The 14,863-nt window shown below is 66.1% G+C and carries 15 protein-coding genes; 10 read left to right on the top strand and 5 right to left on the bottom strand.

From position 1 onward, the window contains the following. The first annotated feature begins 53 nt into the window (after nt 1–53). From Mspo_RS02975 to Mspo_RS02955, 5 genes are all read left to right on the top strand, one after another. On the top strand, nt 54–311 hold the full coding sequence (locus Mspo_RS02975; protein WP_159726697.1) for an Arc family DNA-binding protein: 258 nt from the start codon (nt 54–56) through the stop codon (nt 309–311). Then, nucleotides 308–727, top strand: coding sequence for a type II toxin-antitoxin system VapC family toxin (locus Mspo_RS02970; protein ID WP_159726695.1), 420 nt, complete (start codon nt 308–310; stop codon nt 725–727). Before Mspo_RS02975 ends, Mspo_RS02970 begins: the two co-directional genes overlap by 4 nt. Before the next feature lie 304 nt (nt 728–1,031). After that, nucleotides 1,032–1,655 (top strand): DUF938 domain-containing protein, encoded by a 624-nt coding sequence (locus Mspo_RS02965; RefSeq protein ID WP_159726693.1) that lies wholly within the window; start codon nt 1,032–1,034, stop codon nt 1,653–1,655. Nucleotides 1,656–1,661: 6 nt separating this feature from the next. Beyond that, complete coding sequence (locus Mspo_RS02960) at nt 1,662–2,213, top strand: Uma2 family endonuclease (RefSeq protein ID WP_159726691.1); 552 nt, start codon at nt 1,662–1,664, stop codon at nt 2,211–2,213. Then, the gene (locus tag Mspo_RS02955; protein WP_159726689.1) at nt 2,210–2,941 is read left to right on the top strand and encodes an SDR family NAD(P)-dependent oxidoreductase; all 732 of its coding nucleotides are present in this window, start codon (nt 2,210–2,212) and stop codon (nt 2,939–2,941) included. The genes Mspo_RS02960 and Mspo_RS02955 overlap by 4 nt, the downstream gene beginning before the upstream one ends. Nucleotides 2,942–2,977: 36 nt before the next feature. On the opposite strand, the gene Mspo_RS02950 is transcribed toward Mspo_RS02955, so the two are convergent. Continuing rightward, nucleotides 2,978–3,493 (bottom strand): DUF992 domain-containing protein, encoded by a 516-nt coding sequence (locus Mspo_RS02950; protein ID WP_256366341.1) that lies wholly within the window; start codon nt 3,491–3,493, stop codon nt 2,978–2,980. 243 nt (nt 3,494–3,736) lie between these two features. On the opposite strand from Mspo_RS02950, the gene Mspo_RS02945 reads away from it, so the two are divergent. Next, on the top strand, nt 3,737–4,540 hold the full coding sequence (locus tag Mspo_RS02945) for an EcsC family protein (RefSeq protein ID WP_159726687.1): 804 nt from the start codon (nt 3,737–3,739) through the stop codon (nt 4,538–4,540). A gap of 56 nt (nt 4,541–4,596) precedes the next feature. Here Mspo_RS02945 and Mspo_RS02940 read toward each other — a convergent pair whose 3' ends face one another. Next, nucleotides 4,597–5,814 carry an alginate O-acetyltransferase gene (locus tag Mspo_RS02940; RefSeq protein ID WP_159726685.1) on the bottom strand — a complete coding sequence of 406 codons (1,218 nt, stop codon included), beginning with the start codon at nt 5,812–5,814 and terminating at the stop codon, nt 4,597–4,599. Nucleotides 5,815–5,818: 4 nt separating this feature from the next. Then, nucleotides 5,819–7,258 carry an MBOAT family protein gene (locus Mspo_RS02935; RefSeq protein WP_159726683.1) on the bottom strand — a complete coding sequence of 480 codons (1,440 nt, stop codon included), beginning with the start codon at nt 7,256–7,258 and terminating at the stop codon, nt 5,819–5,821. Between the two features lie 253 nt (nt 7,259–7,511). Between Mspo_RS02935 and Mspo_RS02930 the strand changes: the two genes are divergently transcribed. Continuing rightward, a complete protein-coding gene (locus Mspo_RS02930) occupies nt 7,512–8,924 on the top strand; it encodes a hypothetical protein (protein WP_159726681.1) in 1,413 nt (470 codons plus the stop codon). Between the two features lie 35 nt (nt 8,925–8,959). Here the strand turns inward: Mspo_RS02930 and Mspo_RS02925 are convergent, their stop codons facing one another. After that, nucleotides 8,960–9,172, bottom strand: a complete 213-nt coding sequence (locus tag Mspo_RS02925) for a DUF1192 domain-containing protein (protein WP_159726679.1) — start codon at nt 9,170–9,172, stop codon at nt 8,960–8,962. 396 nt (nt 9,173–9,568) lie between these two features. On the opposite strand from Mspo_RS02925, the gene ppdK reads away from it, so the two are divergent. The 3 genes from ppdK to Mspo_RS02910 all read left to right on the top strand — a co-directional run bounded on the left by ppdK (nt 9,569) and on the right by Mspo_RS02910 (nt 14,396). Then, on the top strand, nt 9,569–12,247 hold the full coding sequence (gene ppdK / locus Mspo_RS02920; protein WP_159726678.1) for a pyruvate, phosphate dikinase: 2,679 nt from the start codon (nt 9,569–9,571) through the stop codon (nt 12,245–12,247). Nucleotides 12,248–12,737: 490 nt separating this feature from the next. Beyond that, a complete protein-coding gene (locus Mspo_RS02915) occupies nt 12,738–13,157 on the top strand; it encodes a secondary thiamine-phosphate synthase enzyme YjbQ (protein ID WP_159726676.1) in 420 nt (139 codons plus the stop codon). A gap of 153 nt (nt 13,158–13,310) precedes the next feature. Next, nucleotides 13,311–14,396 carry a cell wall hydrolase gene (locus Mspo_RS02910; protein ID WP_201281612.1) on the top strand — a complete coding sequence of 362 codons (1,086 nt, stop codon included), beginning with the start codon at nt 13,311–13,313 and terminating at the stop codon, nt 14,394–14,396. A 26-nt stretch (nt 14,397–14,422) separates the two neighbouring features. On the opposite strand, the gene Mspo_RS02905 is transcribed toward Mspo_RS02910, so the two are convergent. Further along, nucleotides 14,423–14,788 carry a tRNA-binding protein gene (locus Mspo_RS02905; RefSeq protein WP_159726674.1) on the bottom strand — a complete coding sequence of 122 codons (366 nt, stop codon included), beginning with the start codon at nt 14,786–14,788 and terminating at the stop codon, nt 14,423–14,425. Nucleotides 14,789–14,863 lie beyond the last annotated feature (75 nt).

Raw genomic sequence — 14,863 nt, 5'->3', positions numbered from 1 at the left:
GACGCGTCGGCAGGCTCTGCTATGATATCATTGATATCAGCCGGACATCCCGCATGGCTCAGTTGCTCGTACGAAATCTCGCCGAGGACGTGAAGCAGAAGCTTCGGCGTCGAGCGGCGAAACATGGGCGCAGCATGGAGGAAGAGGTCCGCCGCATCATAGAAGCGGCAGTCGGCGGCCGAGAAGCCGAAGACTTCGGATGGGCCTCCCGCCTCGCCGCGCGATTTTCCGAAATCGGCCTCTCCGATGAGGAAGTGACGGCCTTGGAGCTCCGCGGAGCGTCATCTGCGCGGCCGGCCGAATTCGAGTGATCCTGCTCGACACGAATGTCGTTTCGGAGCTCGTCAAAGCGAGACCGCATCCATTGGTGCTGGCGTGGCTGGATCGCCATGCCCTGTCTTCGGTCTGGATATCTTCGATTTCGCTGATGGAGCTGCATTTCGGCTTGGAGCTTCTCGACCCGAGCCGAAGGAAAACGGAACTCTCCGCCGCGCTCGGCCAGATGATGAAAACGGCGTTCAGCGGTCGCATTGCGGCCTTCGACGAGAAGGCGGCCGAAGCGGCTGGGCGGCTCGCGGCCTCGCGCCGCCGCAGCGGACGGACAGTCGACCATCGCGACACGCAGATTGCCGGCATTGCGCTCGCCCTCGGCGCGCGGCTCGTCACGCGCAATCGGCGCGATTTCGCCGATCTCGACGTCGAGGTGACGAATCCATGGGGTGAATGAGACCTGTCGCGAGCAAGTCGGAGCCCCCGAAAATCGGGAGCGGCGGAAGGAGCCCCGAGGCGCCGCCAGCTGCGGGGGAGTCTTCATGGCGTGCTCTGCCATTCGCTTCGCCACGAGAGTCTTTTCCTGTTTCATTGAAACAGGAAAAGACTCTAAGCTTTTGTTTTAGCGCGTTTCCGACGCCGAACCGGCGTCCACTTCGGCTGGAAACGCTCTATTTCGCCGACATGCATGCTCGACGACGAAGCGGACGCCGCCGCGACGGCCTCTTCCTTGCTTGAAGACGCATGAGGAAACCGCCCGCATGACGCAAGCCGAAGACGATAAACGCCTCTTTGCTCCCGCCGCCGCGCGCAATCGCGGGCCGATTCTCGACGTGCTGCGCGAGGAGCTGCCGGCAAAAGGCCTCGTGCTGGAGATCGCCAGCGGCACGGGCGAGCACGCCGCGCATTTCGCCGCCCATCTGCCGGGCCTCGTCTTCCAGCCCACGGATCGCGACGAGAGGGCGCGGGAGAGCGTCGCCGCCTGGGTCGCGGCGAGCGGCCTCGAGAATTTACGCGCGCCGCTCGCGCTCGATGCGACGCAGACGCCCTGGCCCATAGCGAAGGCCGATGCGATCATCTGCATCAACATGGTCCATATCTCGCCCTGGGAATCGACCGAAAGCCTGTTCGCGACCGCGGCGTCGATGCTGCCCGAAGGCGCGCCCATCTGTCTCTACGGCCCCTATAAGCGCGGCGGCGTCCATACGGCGCCGAGCAATGAGGAATTCGACGTGAGCCTGCGCGCGACCAATCCCGCCTGGGGCGTGCGCGATCTCGAGACCGTCGTCGCCTGCGCGCAGAAGAATGGATTTTCGCAGCCGCGCATCGTCGAAATGCCGGCCAATAATCTCACCCTCGTGTTTCGCCTGCGCCGTGCTAGATAGGCGCTCATGACCGAGCCCGCCCGCAAGCTCATGACGATCCCCGAATTCCTCGCCTGGTCCGAGCGGCAGGACGAGGGCCGCTACGAGCTGGCGAATGGCGAGATCGTCGCCATGGCCCCGGAGCGCGCCGAGCATGGCCGAGCCAAGGCGCAGATCTGGCGCGCTCTCGCCGATGCGATCGCCCGTGCGGGAACGCCCTGCGAGGCGTTCGTCGATAGCCTCGGCGTCGCCGTTGACGCGCACACCGTGTACGAGCCGGACGTGCTGGTGAATTGCGGCGAGACGATCGCGCCCGAGGCGATGCTCGCCCCCTCCCCTACCATCATCGTCGAGGTTCTCTCGCCCTCTTCCCACACCATGGACAAGAGCGCGAAGCTCGCCGGCTATTTCCGTGTGGCGAGCCTCGCCCATTATCTCATCGTCGATCTCGGCCGGCGCGCCGTGCTGCATTACCGGCGCGACGCCGGGGCGACCTTCCTGCTCGAGATCGTGACCGAAGGATCGATCCGGCTCGACCCGCCGGGCCTCGACCTCGCGCTGAAGGATTTTTTCGCATGACGACTCTTCAAGGCCGCGTCGCCCTCGTCACCGGCGCCTCGCGCGGCATCGGCCGGGCGCTGGCCGTCGCGCTCGCCCGCGAGGGCGCGCATGTCGTCGCGCTCGCCCGCGGGCAAGGCGCGCTCGAATTCCTCTATGACGAGATCGTCGGCTTCGGCGGCCAGGCGACGATCGTGCCGCTCGACGTCGGCGAATTCGACAATCTCGACCGGCTCGGCGCCTGCATCCATGAACGCTGGAAGAAGCTCGACATTCTGGTCGGCAACGCCGGCCTTCTCGGCCCGCTCGCGCCGCTCCCCCATGTCGATCCGCCGCAATGGAGCCGCATCTTCGATGTGAACGTCACCGCCAATTGGCGCCTCATCCGCTCGATGGACGTTCTCTTGCGCGCGTCCGACGCCGGCCGGGCCGTCTTCGTCACCTCCGGCGCGGCGCATCGCATCAAGCCTTATTGGGGCCCCTACGCCGTCACCAAGGCGGCGCTGAACGCGCTCGCCCGCACCTATGCGGCCGAGACGCAGAACACCTCGCCCGTGAAGGTGATGCTCGCCAATCCCGGCCCGCTGCGCACGCAGATGCGCGCCGCCGCCATGCCCGGCGAAGATCCGCAGACGCTGCGCACGCCGGAGGAATTGGCGCCGAGGCTCGTCGCGCTGTGCCGGCCGGATTGGAGCGAGACCGGCAAGCTCTATGATTTCCCCACCGACAGCATCATCGATTTCGCGTGAGCGCCCGCCGGGCGCCCACGCCGACCCGCCTCACTCTCAATGGTGATGGTGGTGATGGTGATGATGATGGTGGTGGTGGTGGTGGCGGCCATGATGGCGGACGTGGCGCGGCGCCGGCTCCGGCGCGTAACGCAGGCTCAAATGGCCAATGCCCGCCGAGAGAATGACGCCCGTATTCGCCTCGACCAAAATCGGCTGCAGCGTCACAGTGTCACTGGAGCCGCCGACGAGCACAGAGCCGCCGCCGCCGACGCCGAGCGCGAAGGAGCCATGCGCGCCGACATATTCGCCGGCGAGAGCGCCCGGACCCGCGGCGCCGCTCGCCGCCACCACGCCCCAGGCGAGCTCACCCGGGCCGCCGACGCCGATCACCGCGCCGACATTGGTGACATTGCCGACATAATGGACCGGCGGCGCGCCGCTGCCGTCCTCGAAGAGGCAATCGACCGCGCGCTCCTCGACGATGAGGGCGGCGTTGTCGCCGGAAAGCTTGCACTCGAGCACGCCGGCCCGGCCATGCGCCGAGGCGGAGACCGGCGCGAGGCCCGCCAGAAGAGCGGCGACGCCGACCGGCGCCGCGACGCGCAGCCCTCGGCGGAAGCCCCGCGCCCGGCTTTCGAAAGCCCGTCTTATGCTTCACCTACTGGCCGCCGGATAAAAGTGCGCCGACGCACAGGATGCGCCCGCTCTTGCGGCGAAGGCCGGTTCGTCCGATCTTATCGGCTGGGGCGACGGCGCTCCGAAACGGAGAGAAGCAGCGTGTCGCAGGGACTTCCCGTCGCGATCGAACGGCCGATGACAGAGGCCGACCGCGCCGCTCTGCAGGCGGCGGTGGCGATACTGGAGCGCACGAGCTTCGCCGAGCGGCTCGCCGCGCTCGCCGGACGGCAGATCGGCTTCGCCGGCCGCATGGTTCCGACGGCGCTGCAGGAGGTCGCCGCCAATGCGGCGCGCCGCGGCCTCGCCTCGGCGCTGCGCGTCGCAATATCGAGCCTCGATCGCGCCGGGCCGCCGCGCGACCGCTCGCGCCTGCATCTTCGTCTCGCCGCGGCGAGCGGGGCGCTCGGCGGCGCGGTCGGCCTCGCCAGCCTGCCGATCGAGCTGCCGCTCTCCACCGTCATCATGCTGCGCTCGATCGCCGACATCGCCCGCGGCGAGGGCGAGGACCTCGCCGATCCGGAGGCGACGCTCGCCTGCCTGCAGGTCTTCGCCTTCGGCGGCCATGCGGAGGAAGGCAATATTCTCGAGGGCGGCTATCTCGCCATTCGCGGCGTGCTCGCCAAATCGGTGAGCGATGCGGCGCGCTATGTGGCGGCGACCGCCGTCGCGGACGAGACGGCGCCGGTCCTCGCGCGGCTCGTCGCGCAAATCTCGACGCGCTTCGGCGTCGTCGTGTCGCAAAAGGCGGCGGCGCAGGCGGCGCCCATCCTCGGCGCAGTGGGCGGGGCCGCCGTCAATCTCGCCTTCACGCGGCATTTCCAGTCGCTGGCGCGCGGACATTTCACCGTGCGGCGATTGGAGCGCGCCTATGGCCGCGACACCGTCTATCGCGAATATGCGCGAATGGCCGGGCGAAGCGAGACCGCCGATAGGCAGTAGGGAATAGTGAGTAGTGAGTGGTGAGTAGGGGCTTCCCACTCACCACTCACCATTTGCTATTTCGCGACCGCCGCCGGATGCAGCGCGCGCCAGAGATTTTCCACCTGGCTCAGCGTGCCGATATTCGCCTCGTTCTCCTCGAGCAGGATCGCGTCGGCCGCTTCCGCGCTCGCGCGAAGCTCTGAGAGATCGGCCGGCCGCCGCTCGCCATTGCCGGTCTCGCCGGGCTCCGTGCGATAGCGAATGAGATCGAAATCATCATTGGCGAGACGCATGGAGAACCAATAATCGATCTGAGGCGGACAGGGCGCCGCGGCGAGCGCGACGATGATCTCGCGCATGAAGCTGCCGCCGAGCGCGAGCAGCCGCGGCGCGCGTTCGCAGCGCCTCTCCGCCCCCGGCGCGCGGACGATGGCCGCGACCGGATAATGCGGATCGGGCCAGAGAAGATTGAGCAGATCGAGCAGATCGCGATCCGTTCCCTCGGCGACATCGCCGCGGCGCCAGTCGAAATCGAAGCGGCCGAGCCCTGCTTCTTCGCCGATGAGGCGCGTCGCCTCGCGCGTCGCCAGCGCCGCGCCGAGCAGATTCCAATGCGTGCCGCCGCGCGGGAAAAAATCGATCTCATAGTCCTTCTTGCGCGCCTCGAGCAGCGCCGGCGAATCCACGAAACGAAGGCCGCGCGCGTCGAGCGCCGCGCGATAGGGCGCGAGCTTGTCGATGGTTCCGCGCGCGAGCGCCGGGCATTTCGTCCCGGCGGGGAAATATTGCGGATATTGCGACGCCTTGGACGGCGAGATCAGATAGGCGAAGCCCTTTCCGCGCGCATGGGCGGCGGCCTCGTTCTCGGCGACGCGCTGCGCCCAGCGCGCGAGCGCCGTCCCGTCGGGCGGCGCGCCGCGCCGGCAGAATTCGTCGATATAGAAACGCTCGAACAATTGCTCGCCGCGCCCGACGACGAGGCCGGGCGCGCCGGAGACGCCGAACAGCGAATAGAGAAGCTGATTGCGCGCGCGCACGGCGAAGGGAAACACCGGCAGCGATTGCGCGAGATTGCTCGAGAAGCTCTTCTGTGTCTCGCCGGAGAGAATTTTCTCGAGCGAGAGCTCGGTCGGCGCGGGCCGGGCGACGCCGGCGAGCGGTTGCGCGCTGCGCAGCCGCCATTTCGGATGATCGCGCTCGACCGCGTAATTCCATAGGCTCGCGAGAAAGAAGAACGAGACGGCGCCCGCGGCGGCGAAGATCGGCAGGCGATGCGAGAGCGCGCGACGCATCGTTTTAGAACCGGAAATAGATGAAGGGCTTGAACGGGTCGGCGAGACCCTTGCCGACGGCGCAGACGAAAAGCAGCGCCAGCGCGGTGTTCAGCGCGAAAGCATGGCGTTGCGCATGGAGGCTCCAAGAGTAACTGTCTCCGAGCCTGTCGCCGAAGGAGAGATAGAGCCGCTGCGAAAGACAGATCGCCGCCGCAATGGCGAGGACGGCGAAATGATAGGCGGGAATGGCGACAGCCTCGGCGCCGGCGGCGAAGGGCCGCGCCATGGCAGCGTAAAAGGCGCCCGCCTGCTCCATGGAAAAGGCGCGAAACACGGTCCAGCCGATCGTCACGACGAAGAAGGTGAGGAGATTGGCGACAAAGACCGGACGGCGCTTCAGCCAACCGAGCAGGAACAGCCGATCGAGCACGAGGAAGAGGCCATTATAGGCGCCCCAGGCGACATAGGTCCAAGCCGCGCCGTGCCAGAGGCCCGAGGCGAGGAAGCAGAGCCAGAGATTGACCTGCGTGCGCAATTCGCCGCGCCGATTGCCGCCGAGCGGAATATAGAGATAGTCGCGAATCCAGGAGGTGAGCGACATGTGCCAGCGGCGCCAGAATTCGGTGACGCTCGCGGCCACATAGGGCATGTCGAAATTCTCCTGCAGGCGGAAGCCGAACATGCGCGCGAGGCCGATCGCCATATCGGAATAGCCGGAGAAATCGAAATAGATCTGGAAGGTGAAGAACAGCACGCCCGCCCAGGCGTCGAGGAAGCCCAAATGCGCGGCGTCCTGCGAGAAGACGAGATCGGCGCCGCCGGCGAGCGTGTCGGCGAGAAGCAGCTTCTTGCCGACGCCGAGCATGAAGCGCGAGAAGCCTAGGGTGAAATCCTCGCTCGTCGCATGGCGGAATCGCGCCAATTGCTCGGCGATGTCGTGATATTTCACGATCGGCCCGGCGAGGAGCTTGGGAAAGAAGAACACATAGAAGGCGTAGAGCGAGAGGCTTTGCGCCGGCGCGGTCACGCCGCGATGCACATCGACGAGGAAGGTGATCTTCTCGAAGACGATGAAGGAGACGCCGATCGGCAGGGCGATCGCGGGAAGCGCGATGCCCGGCAGGGTCAAGGCGCGCAAAATCTCATCGAGATTGGCGACGAGAAAGCCCGCATATTTGAAATAGACGAGCAGGCCGAGATTGGCCGAGACGCCGAGCGCGAGCCAGATCTCGCGCGCCCTGCTTTGCGGCGGAAGCGCGGCGATGCGGCGGGCGATGAAGACATCGGCGAAAGCGGAGGCGAGCACGACGAAGACGAAGAGCGGCTCGCTCCAAGCGTAGAAGAGAAGGCTCGCCGCGAGCAGAATGGCGAGACGCGCGCCGCGATTGCCGCCGATGAGCAGATAGAGGCTGTAGACGGCGGGCGCGAACAGGAACAGGAAGAGCGGTTCGTAAAAGAGCATTCCCTGTCGCGGCCCTTTCCTGTCGAAGCCTGCGTCTTAACAGAGCGACATGGTGAGAGCAAGAAAGCGGTCCAAGGCGAAAACTCTGCTTCACACGCTGGTTTCGTAATGCGCGCGACGCTTATCGTCGCTAGAATTCGCTCGTCGCTTTTTCCAGGCCGCGCCGAACGCGGGAGCGGTAAGAAGCGATGTTCTCAGCGGGGCGGACGCTTCGCCGCCGCCTTCGCGATTTTTGAAGAAAAGGATATTCGGGATGAAACGCCAGCTTCTCCTTCTCGTCGCGGCCCCCGTCGCTCTCGCCGCCGCGGCCATCGCCAAAGAACCACAATATGAGGAAGCGCCCGCCACCGCGGCCGCCGCCTGCCCGCCGCCCGGCTGGCAGGAAAATCTGGGCAATTTTCAAAAACCCACATCCGCTTTCCCGACACAGGATACGGCGGGACTGCCCACGCCCGACTGCAATTTCCACGAATGGTCCTTCGAGGCCTTCGTCTGGGCGACGGCGCTCGACGCCAATGGCGTCCCGCGCTTCCTGACCCTGCCGACGCCCGACGACCTTCTCTCCACCAAAACCACGGCGGCCAACATCGGTCCGAGGCCCTTGAAGATCGGCGCCCGTTCGCTGATGCCCCATGGCACGGCGGGCTATACGGAAGGCGCCGGCGCCATTGTCGAGGCCGACGGCAATGTGCTCGTCGGGCCGAACGGCTATCCCGTCCTGGCGTCTGTCCACATGAATCCGTCCTATTTCGCGACGGCGAAGAAAAATCTCATCGTCGACGGAGGCTATTCGTCCCAGCCGCCGGCCTCCTATTTCGATATAGGCGCAGCCGTGTTCAAGGCGACCTGGCTGCGGCTCGCGCCGGGCGAGAAGCCGCCGGCCGGCGCCTTTGTGACGGAGGCGGAGGTCCCGGTGCTGACCGTGCTGCGCACCAAGACCACGGTCGCCATCGTGCCGGTCGCCGGGAAATTCGTGAAGGCTCAGGTCGCGCTCGTCGGCCTGCATGTGGTCGGCTATACGGCGAACCATCCCGAATTCCTGTGGGCGACCTTCGAGCACAAGGCCAATTCGCCCGCCGTCGCCGACAATACCTTCTCGCCGACAAGCAAGAATCCGAAGGGCTTCACCTTCTACGCGGCGAACACGCCCTTCTCGTCGGCGAATATCGCCAATATTCCGCCGACGCTGACCTTCGACATTGCGAGCCAGCGCTTCGCGCCGGCCAATAACATCGTGTTGGAGAATCGCACCGGCGGCGAGAACCAGACGGGAGGGCCGGCCAATGTGCTCTCGGTGAACGCTTCCGGCCAGACGTTCCTCGCCGGCGAGCCCGCGCCGCAATCGCTGTTCTCGAACTATAATCTCATCGGCACGGTCTGGATGGCGCCCAATAGCTACAATCTGAAGAGCGACCAGACCAGCGCGATCGGCTCCGTCAATCTCGCCAACACGACGGCGGAGACTTTCGTGCAGGCGGCGAAGAATCAGCCGATCGCCAATGTGCAGAACTGCTTCATGTGCCACAATGCGACATCGTTCTCATTCCAGCAGAGCCCGCCTCCCCTCGCCGATCGGCTGATCGCCATCAGCCACGTCCTGGCCTATGGCTCTCCCTACGCCGTGCCGAATCTGATCACCGGCCGTGCGCCGCCGTCGGCGCGCTGACGGCCGTTTCGCGGCGCGGGCCAGCTCGCGCCGCATCATTTCTTGAAAAAAGCGTCCGCGGCGGCGAGCGAGGCCGCCTTGGCGGCGCGCGCGGTCTCAAGCCGCTCGATCTCGGCGCGCAACAGAGCGATGCGCGCGTCGAATTCGGCGACGGAGAGCGTGTCGAGCGGCTGTCCGATCTCATGGGAGGCGGCCTTGTCGCCCAGTGCCTTGCCGCTGGCGCGCGGGCGGTCTTCGTCGTCGGTCATGGGCTCGGGCCTTCCGCCGTTCCGATGCGCCCTTATAGAGTCTTTCCATGTTTCATCGAAACACGGAAAGACTCTATCTCGGCTTTTGTTTTGACGCGTTTCCGACGCCGAACCGGCGTCCACTTCGGCTAGAGACGCTCTAAGACCATGAACGCTCGCCGCCCGCCAGGCGGCGCGCGCTCGCGCATCGGTTTTCTGTGCGTTCGGAGGCGTTCACGGAATATTCGTCTGGCGCGACCTATCTTATGGCTGGGCCGACCCTTCGCCCGGGCGGTCCCGGCGATGGTTGCGAGCGTGAGCTTCGATGTGCGAAATCTGCCGCTGCGGCGCGGGAGGTGTTCAGCCGGTCCGGTTCTTGTATGTTGCGCCGCAGCGTGGCGCCCGGAAAATGATGCGATGACCAAATGGGTCTATAATTTCGGCGGCGGCGCGGCCGAAGGCTCGGCCGCGATGAAGAATCTGCTCGGCGGCAAGGGGGCCAATCTCGCCGAAATGGCCGGCCTCGGCCTGCCGGTCCCCCCCGGCTTCACCATAACCACCGAGGTCTGCGCGCATTTCTATGCGAATGGCAAGACCTATCCCGCCGAGCTCGCGGCTCAGATCGACGAGGCGCTGGCGCGACTGGGCCAGCTCGCCGGCCACAGCTTCGGCGAGGCGAAATGGCCCCTGCTCGTCTCGGTCCGCTCCGGCGCCCGCGCCTCCATGCCCGGCATGATGGACACGGTGCTGAACCTCGGCCTCAACGACGAGACCGTCGGGGCGCTGGCGGCGATCGCCCGCAACGAGCGATTCGCCTATGATTCCTATCGCCGTTTCATCGAAATGTACGCGACAGTGGTGCTCGGGCTCGAGCATCACGAATTCGAGGACGCGCTCGAGCATTACAAGGCGGAGAAAAGCCTCGTCCTCGACACGGAACTCTCCGCCGCCGATTGGCGCAATATCGTCGGCGCCTTCAAGACGATTGTCGAGAAAGCGACTTCCCGCCCATTTCCGCAGGAGCCGCGCGAGCAATTATGGGGCGCGATCGGCGCGGTGTTCTCGTCCTGGATGAATCACCGCGCGCTCATCTACCGACAGCTGCATAATATTCCCGAGGATTGGGGCACGGCCGTCAATGTGCAGGCCATGGTCTTCGGCAATATGGACGACAGCTCCGCGACCGGCGTCGCCTTCACCCGCAATCCCTCCACGGGGGCGCGAGAGCTCTATGGCGAGTTCCTGATCAACGCCCAGGGCGAGGACGTCGTCGCCGGCATTCGCACGCCGCAATCGATCACCGAGGCGGCGCGCCGCGCCGGCGGCTCCGACCGGCCGTCGATGGAGACGGCGCTGCCGGCCGTGTTCGAAGAGTTCCGCCGCGTCTCCGATCTGCTCGAGACGCATTATCGCGACATGCAGGACATGGAGTTCACCGTCGAGCGCGGGAAGCTCTGGATGCTGCAGACGCGCACCGGCAAGCGCACGGCGCCGGCCGCGCTCAAGATCGCCGTCGACATGGCCAATGAGGGGCTCATCACGCGCGAAGAGGCGATTTTGCGCATCGATCCGCTGTCACTCGACCAATTGCTGCATCCGACGATCGACCCCGACGTGACGCCGACGATTCTGGCGACCGGCCTGCCGGCCTCGCCCGGCGCCGCCGTCGGCGAGATCGTCTTCGACGCCGCCGAGGCGGAGAGACTCGCCGCCGCGGGCCGCAAGATCATCCTCGTTCGCGTGGAGACGAGCCCGGAGGACATAGGCGGAATGCACGCCGCCGAGGGCATATTGACGACGCGCGGCGGCATGACCTCGCACGCCGCCGTGGTGGCGCGCGGCATGGGCAAGCCCTGCGTCTGCGGCGTCGGCGCGATAAGGGTCAATTACGAGGACCAGAGCTTCTCCGTCGCCGGACGGCGCTTTTCCAAGGGCGATCTCGTCACCATCGACGGCTCGGCCGGCCGCGTCATCGCCGGCGCGGTGAAGATGCGCCAGCCCGAGCTCACCGGAGAATTCGCCGTGCTGATGTCCTGGGCCGACGAGACGCGCCGGATGCGCGTGCGCGCCAACGCCGAGACGCCCGCCGACGCCCGCGCCGCCCGCCGTTTCGGCGCCGAGGGCGTCGGTCTCGCCCGCACCGAGCACATGTTCTTCGAGGACGACCGCATCGTCGCCGTGCGCGAGATGATCCTCGCCGACGACGTCGAGGGCCGCCGCGCCGCGCTCGCCAAGCTGCTGCCGATCCAGCGCGGCGATTTTCAAGAATTGTTCGAGATCATGGCCGGCCTGCCGGTCACGATCCGCCTGCTCGATCCGCCGCTGCACGAATTCCTGCCGCATACGGAGGCCGAGATCGCCGAGGTCGCCGCGGCCATGGGCGCGGATCCCGCCAAATTGCGCCAGCGCGCGAGGGAGCTCGCCGAATTCAACCCCATGCTCGGCTTTCGCGGCGTGCGTCTCGCCGTCGCCTTTCCGGAGATCGCCGAAATGCAGGCGCGCGCGATTTTCGAGGCGGCGATCGCCTCGACGATCGCGACCGGCGTTCCGGCGGCGATCGAGATCATGGTTCCGCTCGTCTTCGCGCGGACCGAGCTCGATTTCGTCGCCGAACGCATCGCCGCGGCCGCCAAGGCGGTGGAAGAAGAGACGGGACTTGCGCCCAAATATCGCATCGGCACGATGATCGAGCTGCCGCGCGCCTGCCTGCGCGCCGCCGAGATCGCCGAGACGGCGGAATTCTTCTCCTTTGGAACCAATGATCTGACGCAGACGACGCTCGGCGTCTCGCGCGACGACGCCGGCTCCTTCCTCGGCGCCTATGCGCAGAAGGGCATATTGCCGGCCGATCCTTTCGTGACCATCGACCAGCAGGGCGTCGGCGAGCTGGTGCGCCTCGCCTGCGAGCGCGCCCGCGCCGCCCGCCCCGCGATCAAGCTCGGCATTTGCGGCGAGCATGGCGGCGATCCGGCCTCCATCGCCTTCTTCGAGAGCGTCGGCCTCGATTACGTGTCCTGCTCGCCCTATCGCGTGCCCATCGCCCGGCTCGCCGCGGCGCAGGCGGCGCTGGGCAAGGAGGCCGCGAGCACGGCGTGAGAGGAAGTAGTATTTAATGTCGTTGGTTTTTTTTATTCCTGCCGAGTGTCGGCCAAACTGCCTCTGTTCTCCATGAGCATCAGAGGCCGGCTTCCTGCGTGGCGCTCAACAATTGCTTCGCCGACAGGCTTTCCATCATTTTCTCCATGCCTGAAATATCCAATTCTCCGAGCCGCCAAGCACGATCAGCCTTCTCGAGCTCATTGTAATAAGGCTTCTTGTCCGCGGAGATGAATTCGACGCATCTGTTTCCATCTCGCGACAGACCTTCGCGTCTGCTTCTATGACCATCTGACGGGTGATACGTTCATTTTCGATATGCGTTCATTATAATAGCGATGAGAATGACGCCATCAACCGCATTGTCGTGGGTGGCCTTATTCGTGCTGTGTGTCCCTGGACGAGAGCATCCTGTTAATCGACTGGGTTTGAAGCGTCTCTCGGACGCCCGGACTGGACTCGTCCCCGTTTCGTCCGCACATTCCCCCCAATGCGCCAAGCAATCCACCACTTCGACGTCGAAACCCGCGGCAAGGGCTTTTACGATGTGACCCGCGTCGTCTCCGCCTGGGCCGGCGGCCAGGGCCTCACGACGGGGCTGCTCACTTTGTTCTGCCGGCACACTTCGGCCTCGCTGGTCATTCAGGAGAACGCCGACCCGGCCGTGCTGCGCGATCTCGAGCGGGCCTTTTTTGGCTTCGCGCCCGAGGGCGAAGGCCTCTACGAGCACGACACGGAAGGCCCCGACGACATGCCCGCCCATATCCGCGCGGCGCTGACGCAGACGCAACTCTCCATTCCGCTGTCGCGCGGCGCTCTGGCCCTCGGGACATGGCAGGGGGTCTATCTCTTCGAGCATCGCCGCGGCGCGCAGACCCGCGAGATCGTCGCGCATCTTCTCGGCGCGTAGCGCGCGGCGCTCTGATCCAAACTGGGACGCGCGAGGAGCGCCGCCTTAACCGACCCGCAAGCCTAATGCGCGATAAGTTTTCTCCGTAGACTTTTCTGCGTTTGCCTGTGGCGTTTCGGCCACGCTTCGCGGGTCGAGACGGGGCGTCAGCGTATGGGTCGTCGGTCGGGAGTGAGCTGGGCCATAGGCGTCATCGCGCCCTGGTGGCTGGGCGCTGGCCTGTTGGTGTCCTTCACCGCCGCCGCCGGCCAGGACCCTTCGCAGGGCTGGAACATCCCGCCCCATGTCGCGCGAATGCAGACCGCGCGCCTTTCCGTCGGCACGGACGAGGATGTCCACGCCCAGCCGGACGAGCGCGAGCCGCACGCCGTGCTGAAACCCCACGCCGAGAGCTTTCCGGAAGTCGACCGCGCCAAGAAAGGCGATCCGATCATCGCCATGCGTCCCTCTTTCGACTCGAAGCGGAACGACGGCGAAACGGTGGAGGTCTCGCTCGGCCTAGGCGGCGAGACGACGATTGTCGCGCTGGCCGGCCCCGAGGCCGCCGATTTCCCCGCCGATTCCGGCGGCGCGCCGACGACGCAGCGCGGCAATGGCCAAGCCTCGCCCACGCAACGCGGCTCGGCGACGACACAGCGCATTTCCGAAGCCATGCGCGAGCGCGCCGCCCATGGCGCGACGCCGCCGGTCGCGCGCGCCGCGGCGCTCGCCTCCTCGACGCCGGCGCAGCCGGACGCCGTGCCGATCGCCGTCGCCTCTTTCGCGCCCTCGCGCGCTCTGCAGGATACCAAGACGCCGCCCGATTACGCCTCGCTCATCGATCCCGACAAGCTCGCGCGCGAGAAGCGCTGCCTCGCCGAGGCGGTCTATTTCGAATCGCGCAGCGAGCCGGAGGCGGGTCAGGCGGCGGTGGCGCAAGTGGTGCTGAACCGCGTGTCCTCGGGCCTCTATCCGACCAGCGTCTGCGGCGTCGTCTATCAGAACCGCAGCCATTACAAGGCCTGCCAATTCTCCTTCGCCTGCGAGGGCAAGAGGCTGCGCGTCACCGAGCCCGACTCCTGGACCACGGCGCAGCGCATCGCCGACGAGGTGATGAACGGCCATACCTATATTTCCGACGTCGGCCGCTCGACGCACTACCACGCCAATTACGTCAAGCCGCGCTGGGCCAAAGCGTTGAAGAAGATGGACAAGATCGGCAATCACATCTTCTACCGGCTGCGGCCGGGGCAGACGTGAGGGAATCGCCGGGCGACGTCGCCCTCTCAATACAACCGCGCGCCATTCGGCACGGCCCGCTCCGGCGCGACCAACACGACATCGCCATTTTCGTCCGGAAAGCCGAGCGTCAGCACCTCGGACATGAATTTGCCGATCTGGCGCGGCGGGAAATTCACCACCGCCGCCACCTGCCGGCCGACGAGCGTCGATATGTCGTAGTGAACCGTGATCTGCGCGCTGGAGCGCTTGATTCCGACGCCCGGCCCGAAATCGATCTCGAGCTTGAATGCCGGTTTGCGCGCCTCGGGAAATGGATGAGCGGCGACGACCGTGCCGATGCGAATATCGACGGCCGCGAAATGTGAAAAATCGATCCACTCGGCCGCGGGCGCGGCGGGGTTGCAGGTCATGGGCCTCTTCCATGGCGCGGGCGCGCGCCCTTTCGTCGAGAAGCCGCGCACAGCGGCCTCTCGAACGCTCCGAGG

The sequence above is a fragment of the Methylosinus sp. Ce-a6 genome, assembly GCF_009811655.1.
Taxonomy (GTDB): domain Bacteria; phylum Pseudomonadota; class Alphaproteobacteria; order Rhizobiales; family Beijerinckiaceae; genus Methylosinus.
This window is presented reverse-complemented; position numbering and strand designations above follow the sequence as displayed.

Coding starts and splice junctions, on each gene's coding strand:
- Mspo_RS02975 (WP_159726697.1), top strand. CDS start 54: ATGGCTCAGTTGCTCGTACGAAATCTCGCCGAGGACGTGAAGCAGAAG.
- Mspo_RS02965 (WP_159726693.1), top strand. CDS start 1,032: ATGACGCAAGCCGAAGACGATAAACGCCTCTTTGCTCCCGCCGCCGCG.
- Mspo_RS02960 (WP_159726691.1), top strand. CDS start 1,662: ATGACCGAGCCCGCCCGCAAGCTCATGACGATCCCCGAATTCCTCGCC.
- Mspo_RS02955 (WP_159726689.1), top strand. CDS start 2,210: ATGACGACTCTTCAAGGCCGCGTCGCCCTCGTCACCGGCGCCTCGCGC.
- Mspo_RS02945 (WP_159726687.1), top strand. CDS start 3,737: ATGACAGAGGCCGACCGCGCCGCTCTGCAGGCGGCGGTGGCGATACTG.
- Mspo_RS02940 (WP_159726685.1), bottom strand. CDS start 5,814: ATGCGTCGCGCGCTCTCGCATCGCCTGCCGATCTTCGCCGCCGCGGGC.
- Mspo_RS02935 (WP_159726683.1), bottom strand. CDS start 7,258: ATGCTCTTTTACGAACCGCTCTTCCTGTTCCTGTTCGCGCCCGCCGTC.
- Mspo_RS02930 (WP_159726681.1), top strand. CDS start 7,512: ATGAAACGCCAGCTTCTCCTTCTCGTCGCGGCCCCCGTCGCTCTCGCC.
- Mspo_RS02925 (WP_159726679.1), bottom strand. CDS start 9,172: ATGACCGACGACGAAGACCGCCCGCGCGCCAGCGGCAAGGCACTGGGC.
- ppdK (WP_159726678.1), top strand. CDS start 9,569: ATGACCAAATGGGTCTATAATTTCGGCGGCGGCGCGGCCGAAGGCTCG.
- Mspo_RS02915 (WP_159726676.1), top strand. CDS start 12,738: ATGCGCCAAGCAATCCACCACTTCGACGTCGAAACCCGCGGCAAGGGC.
- Mspo_RS02910 (WP_201281612.1), top strand. CDS start 13,311: ATGGGTCGTCGGTCGGGAGTGAGCTGGGCCATAGGCGTCATCGCGCCC.
- Mspo_RS02905 (WP_159726674.1), bottom strand. CDS start 14,788: ATGACCTGCAACCCCGCCGCGCCCGCGGCCGAGTGGATCGATTTTTCA.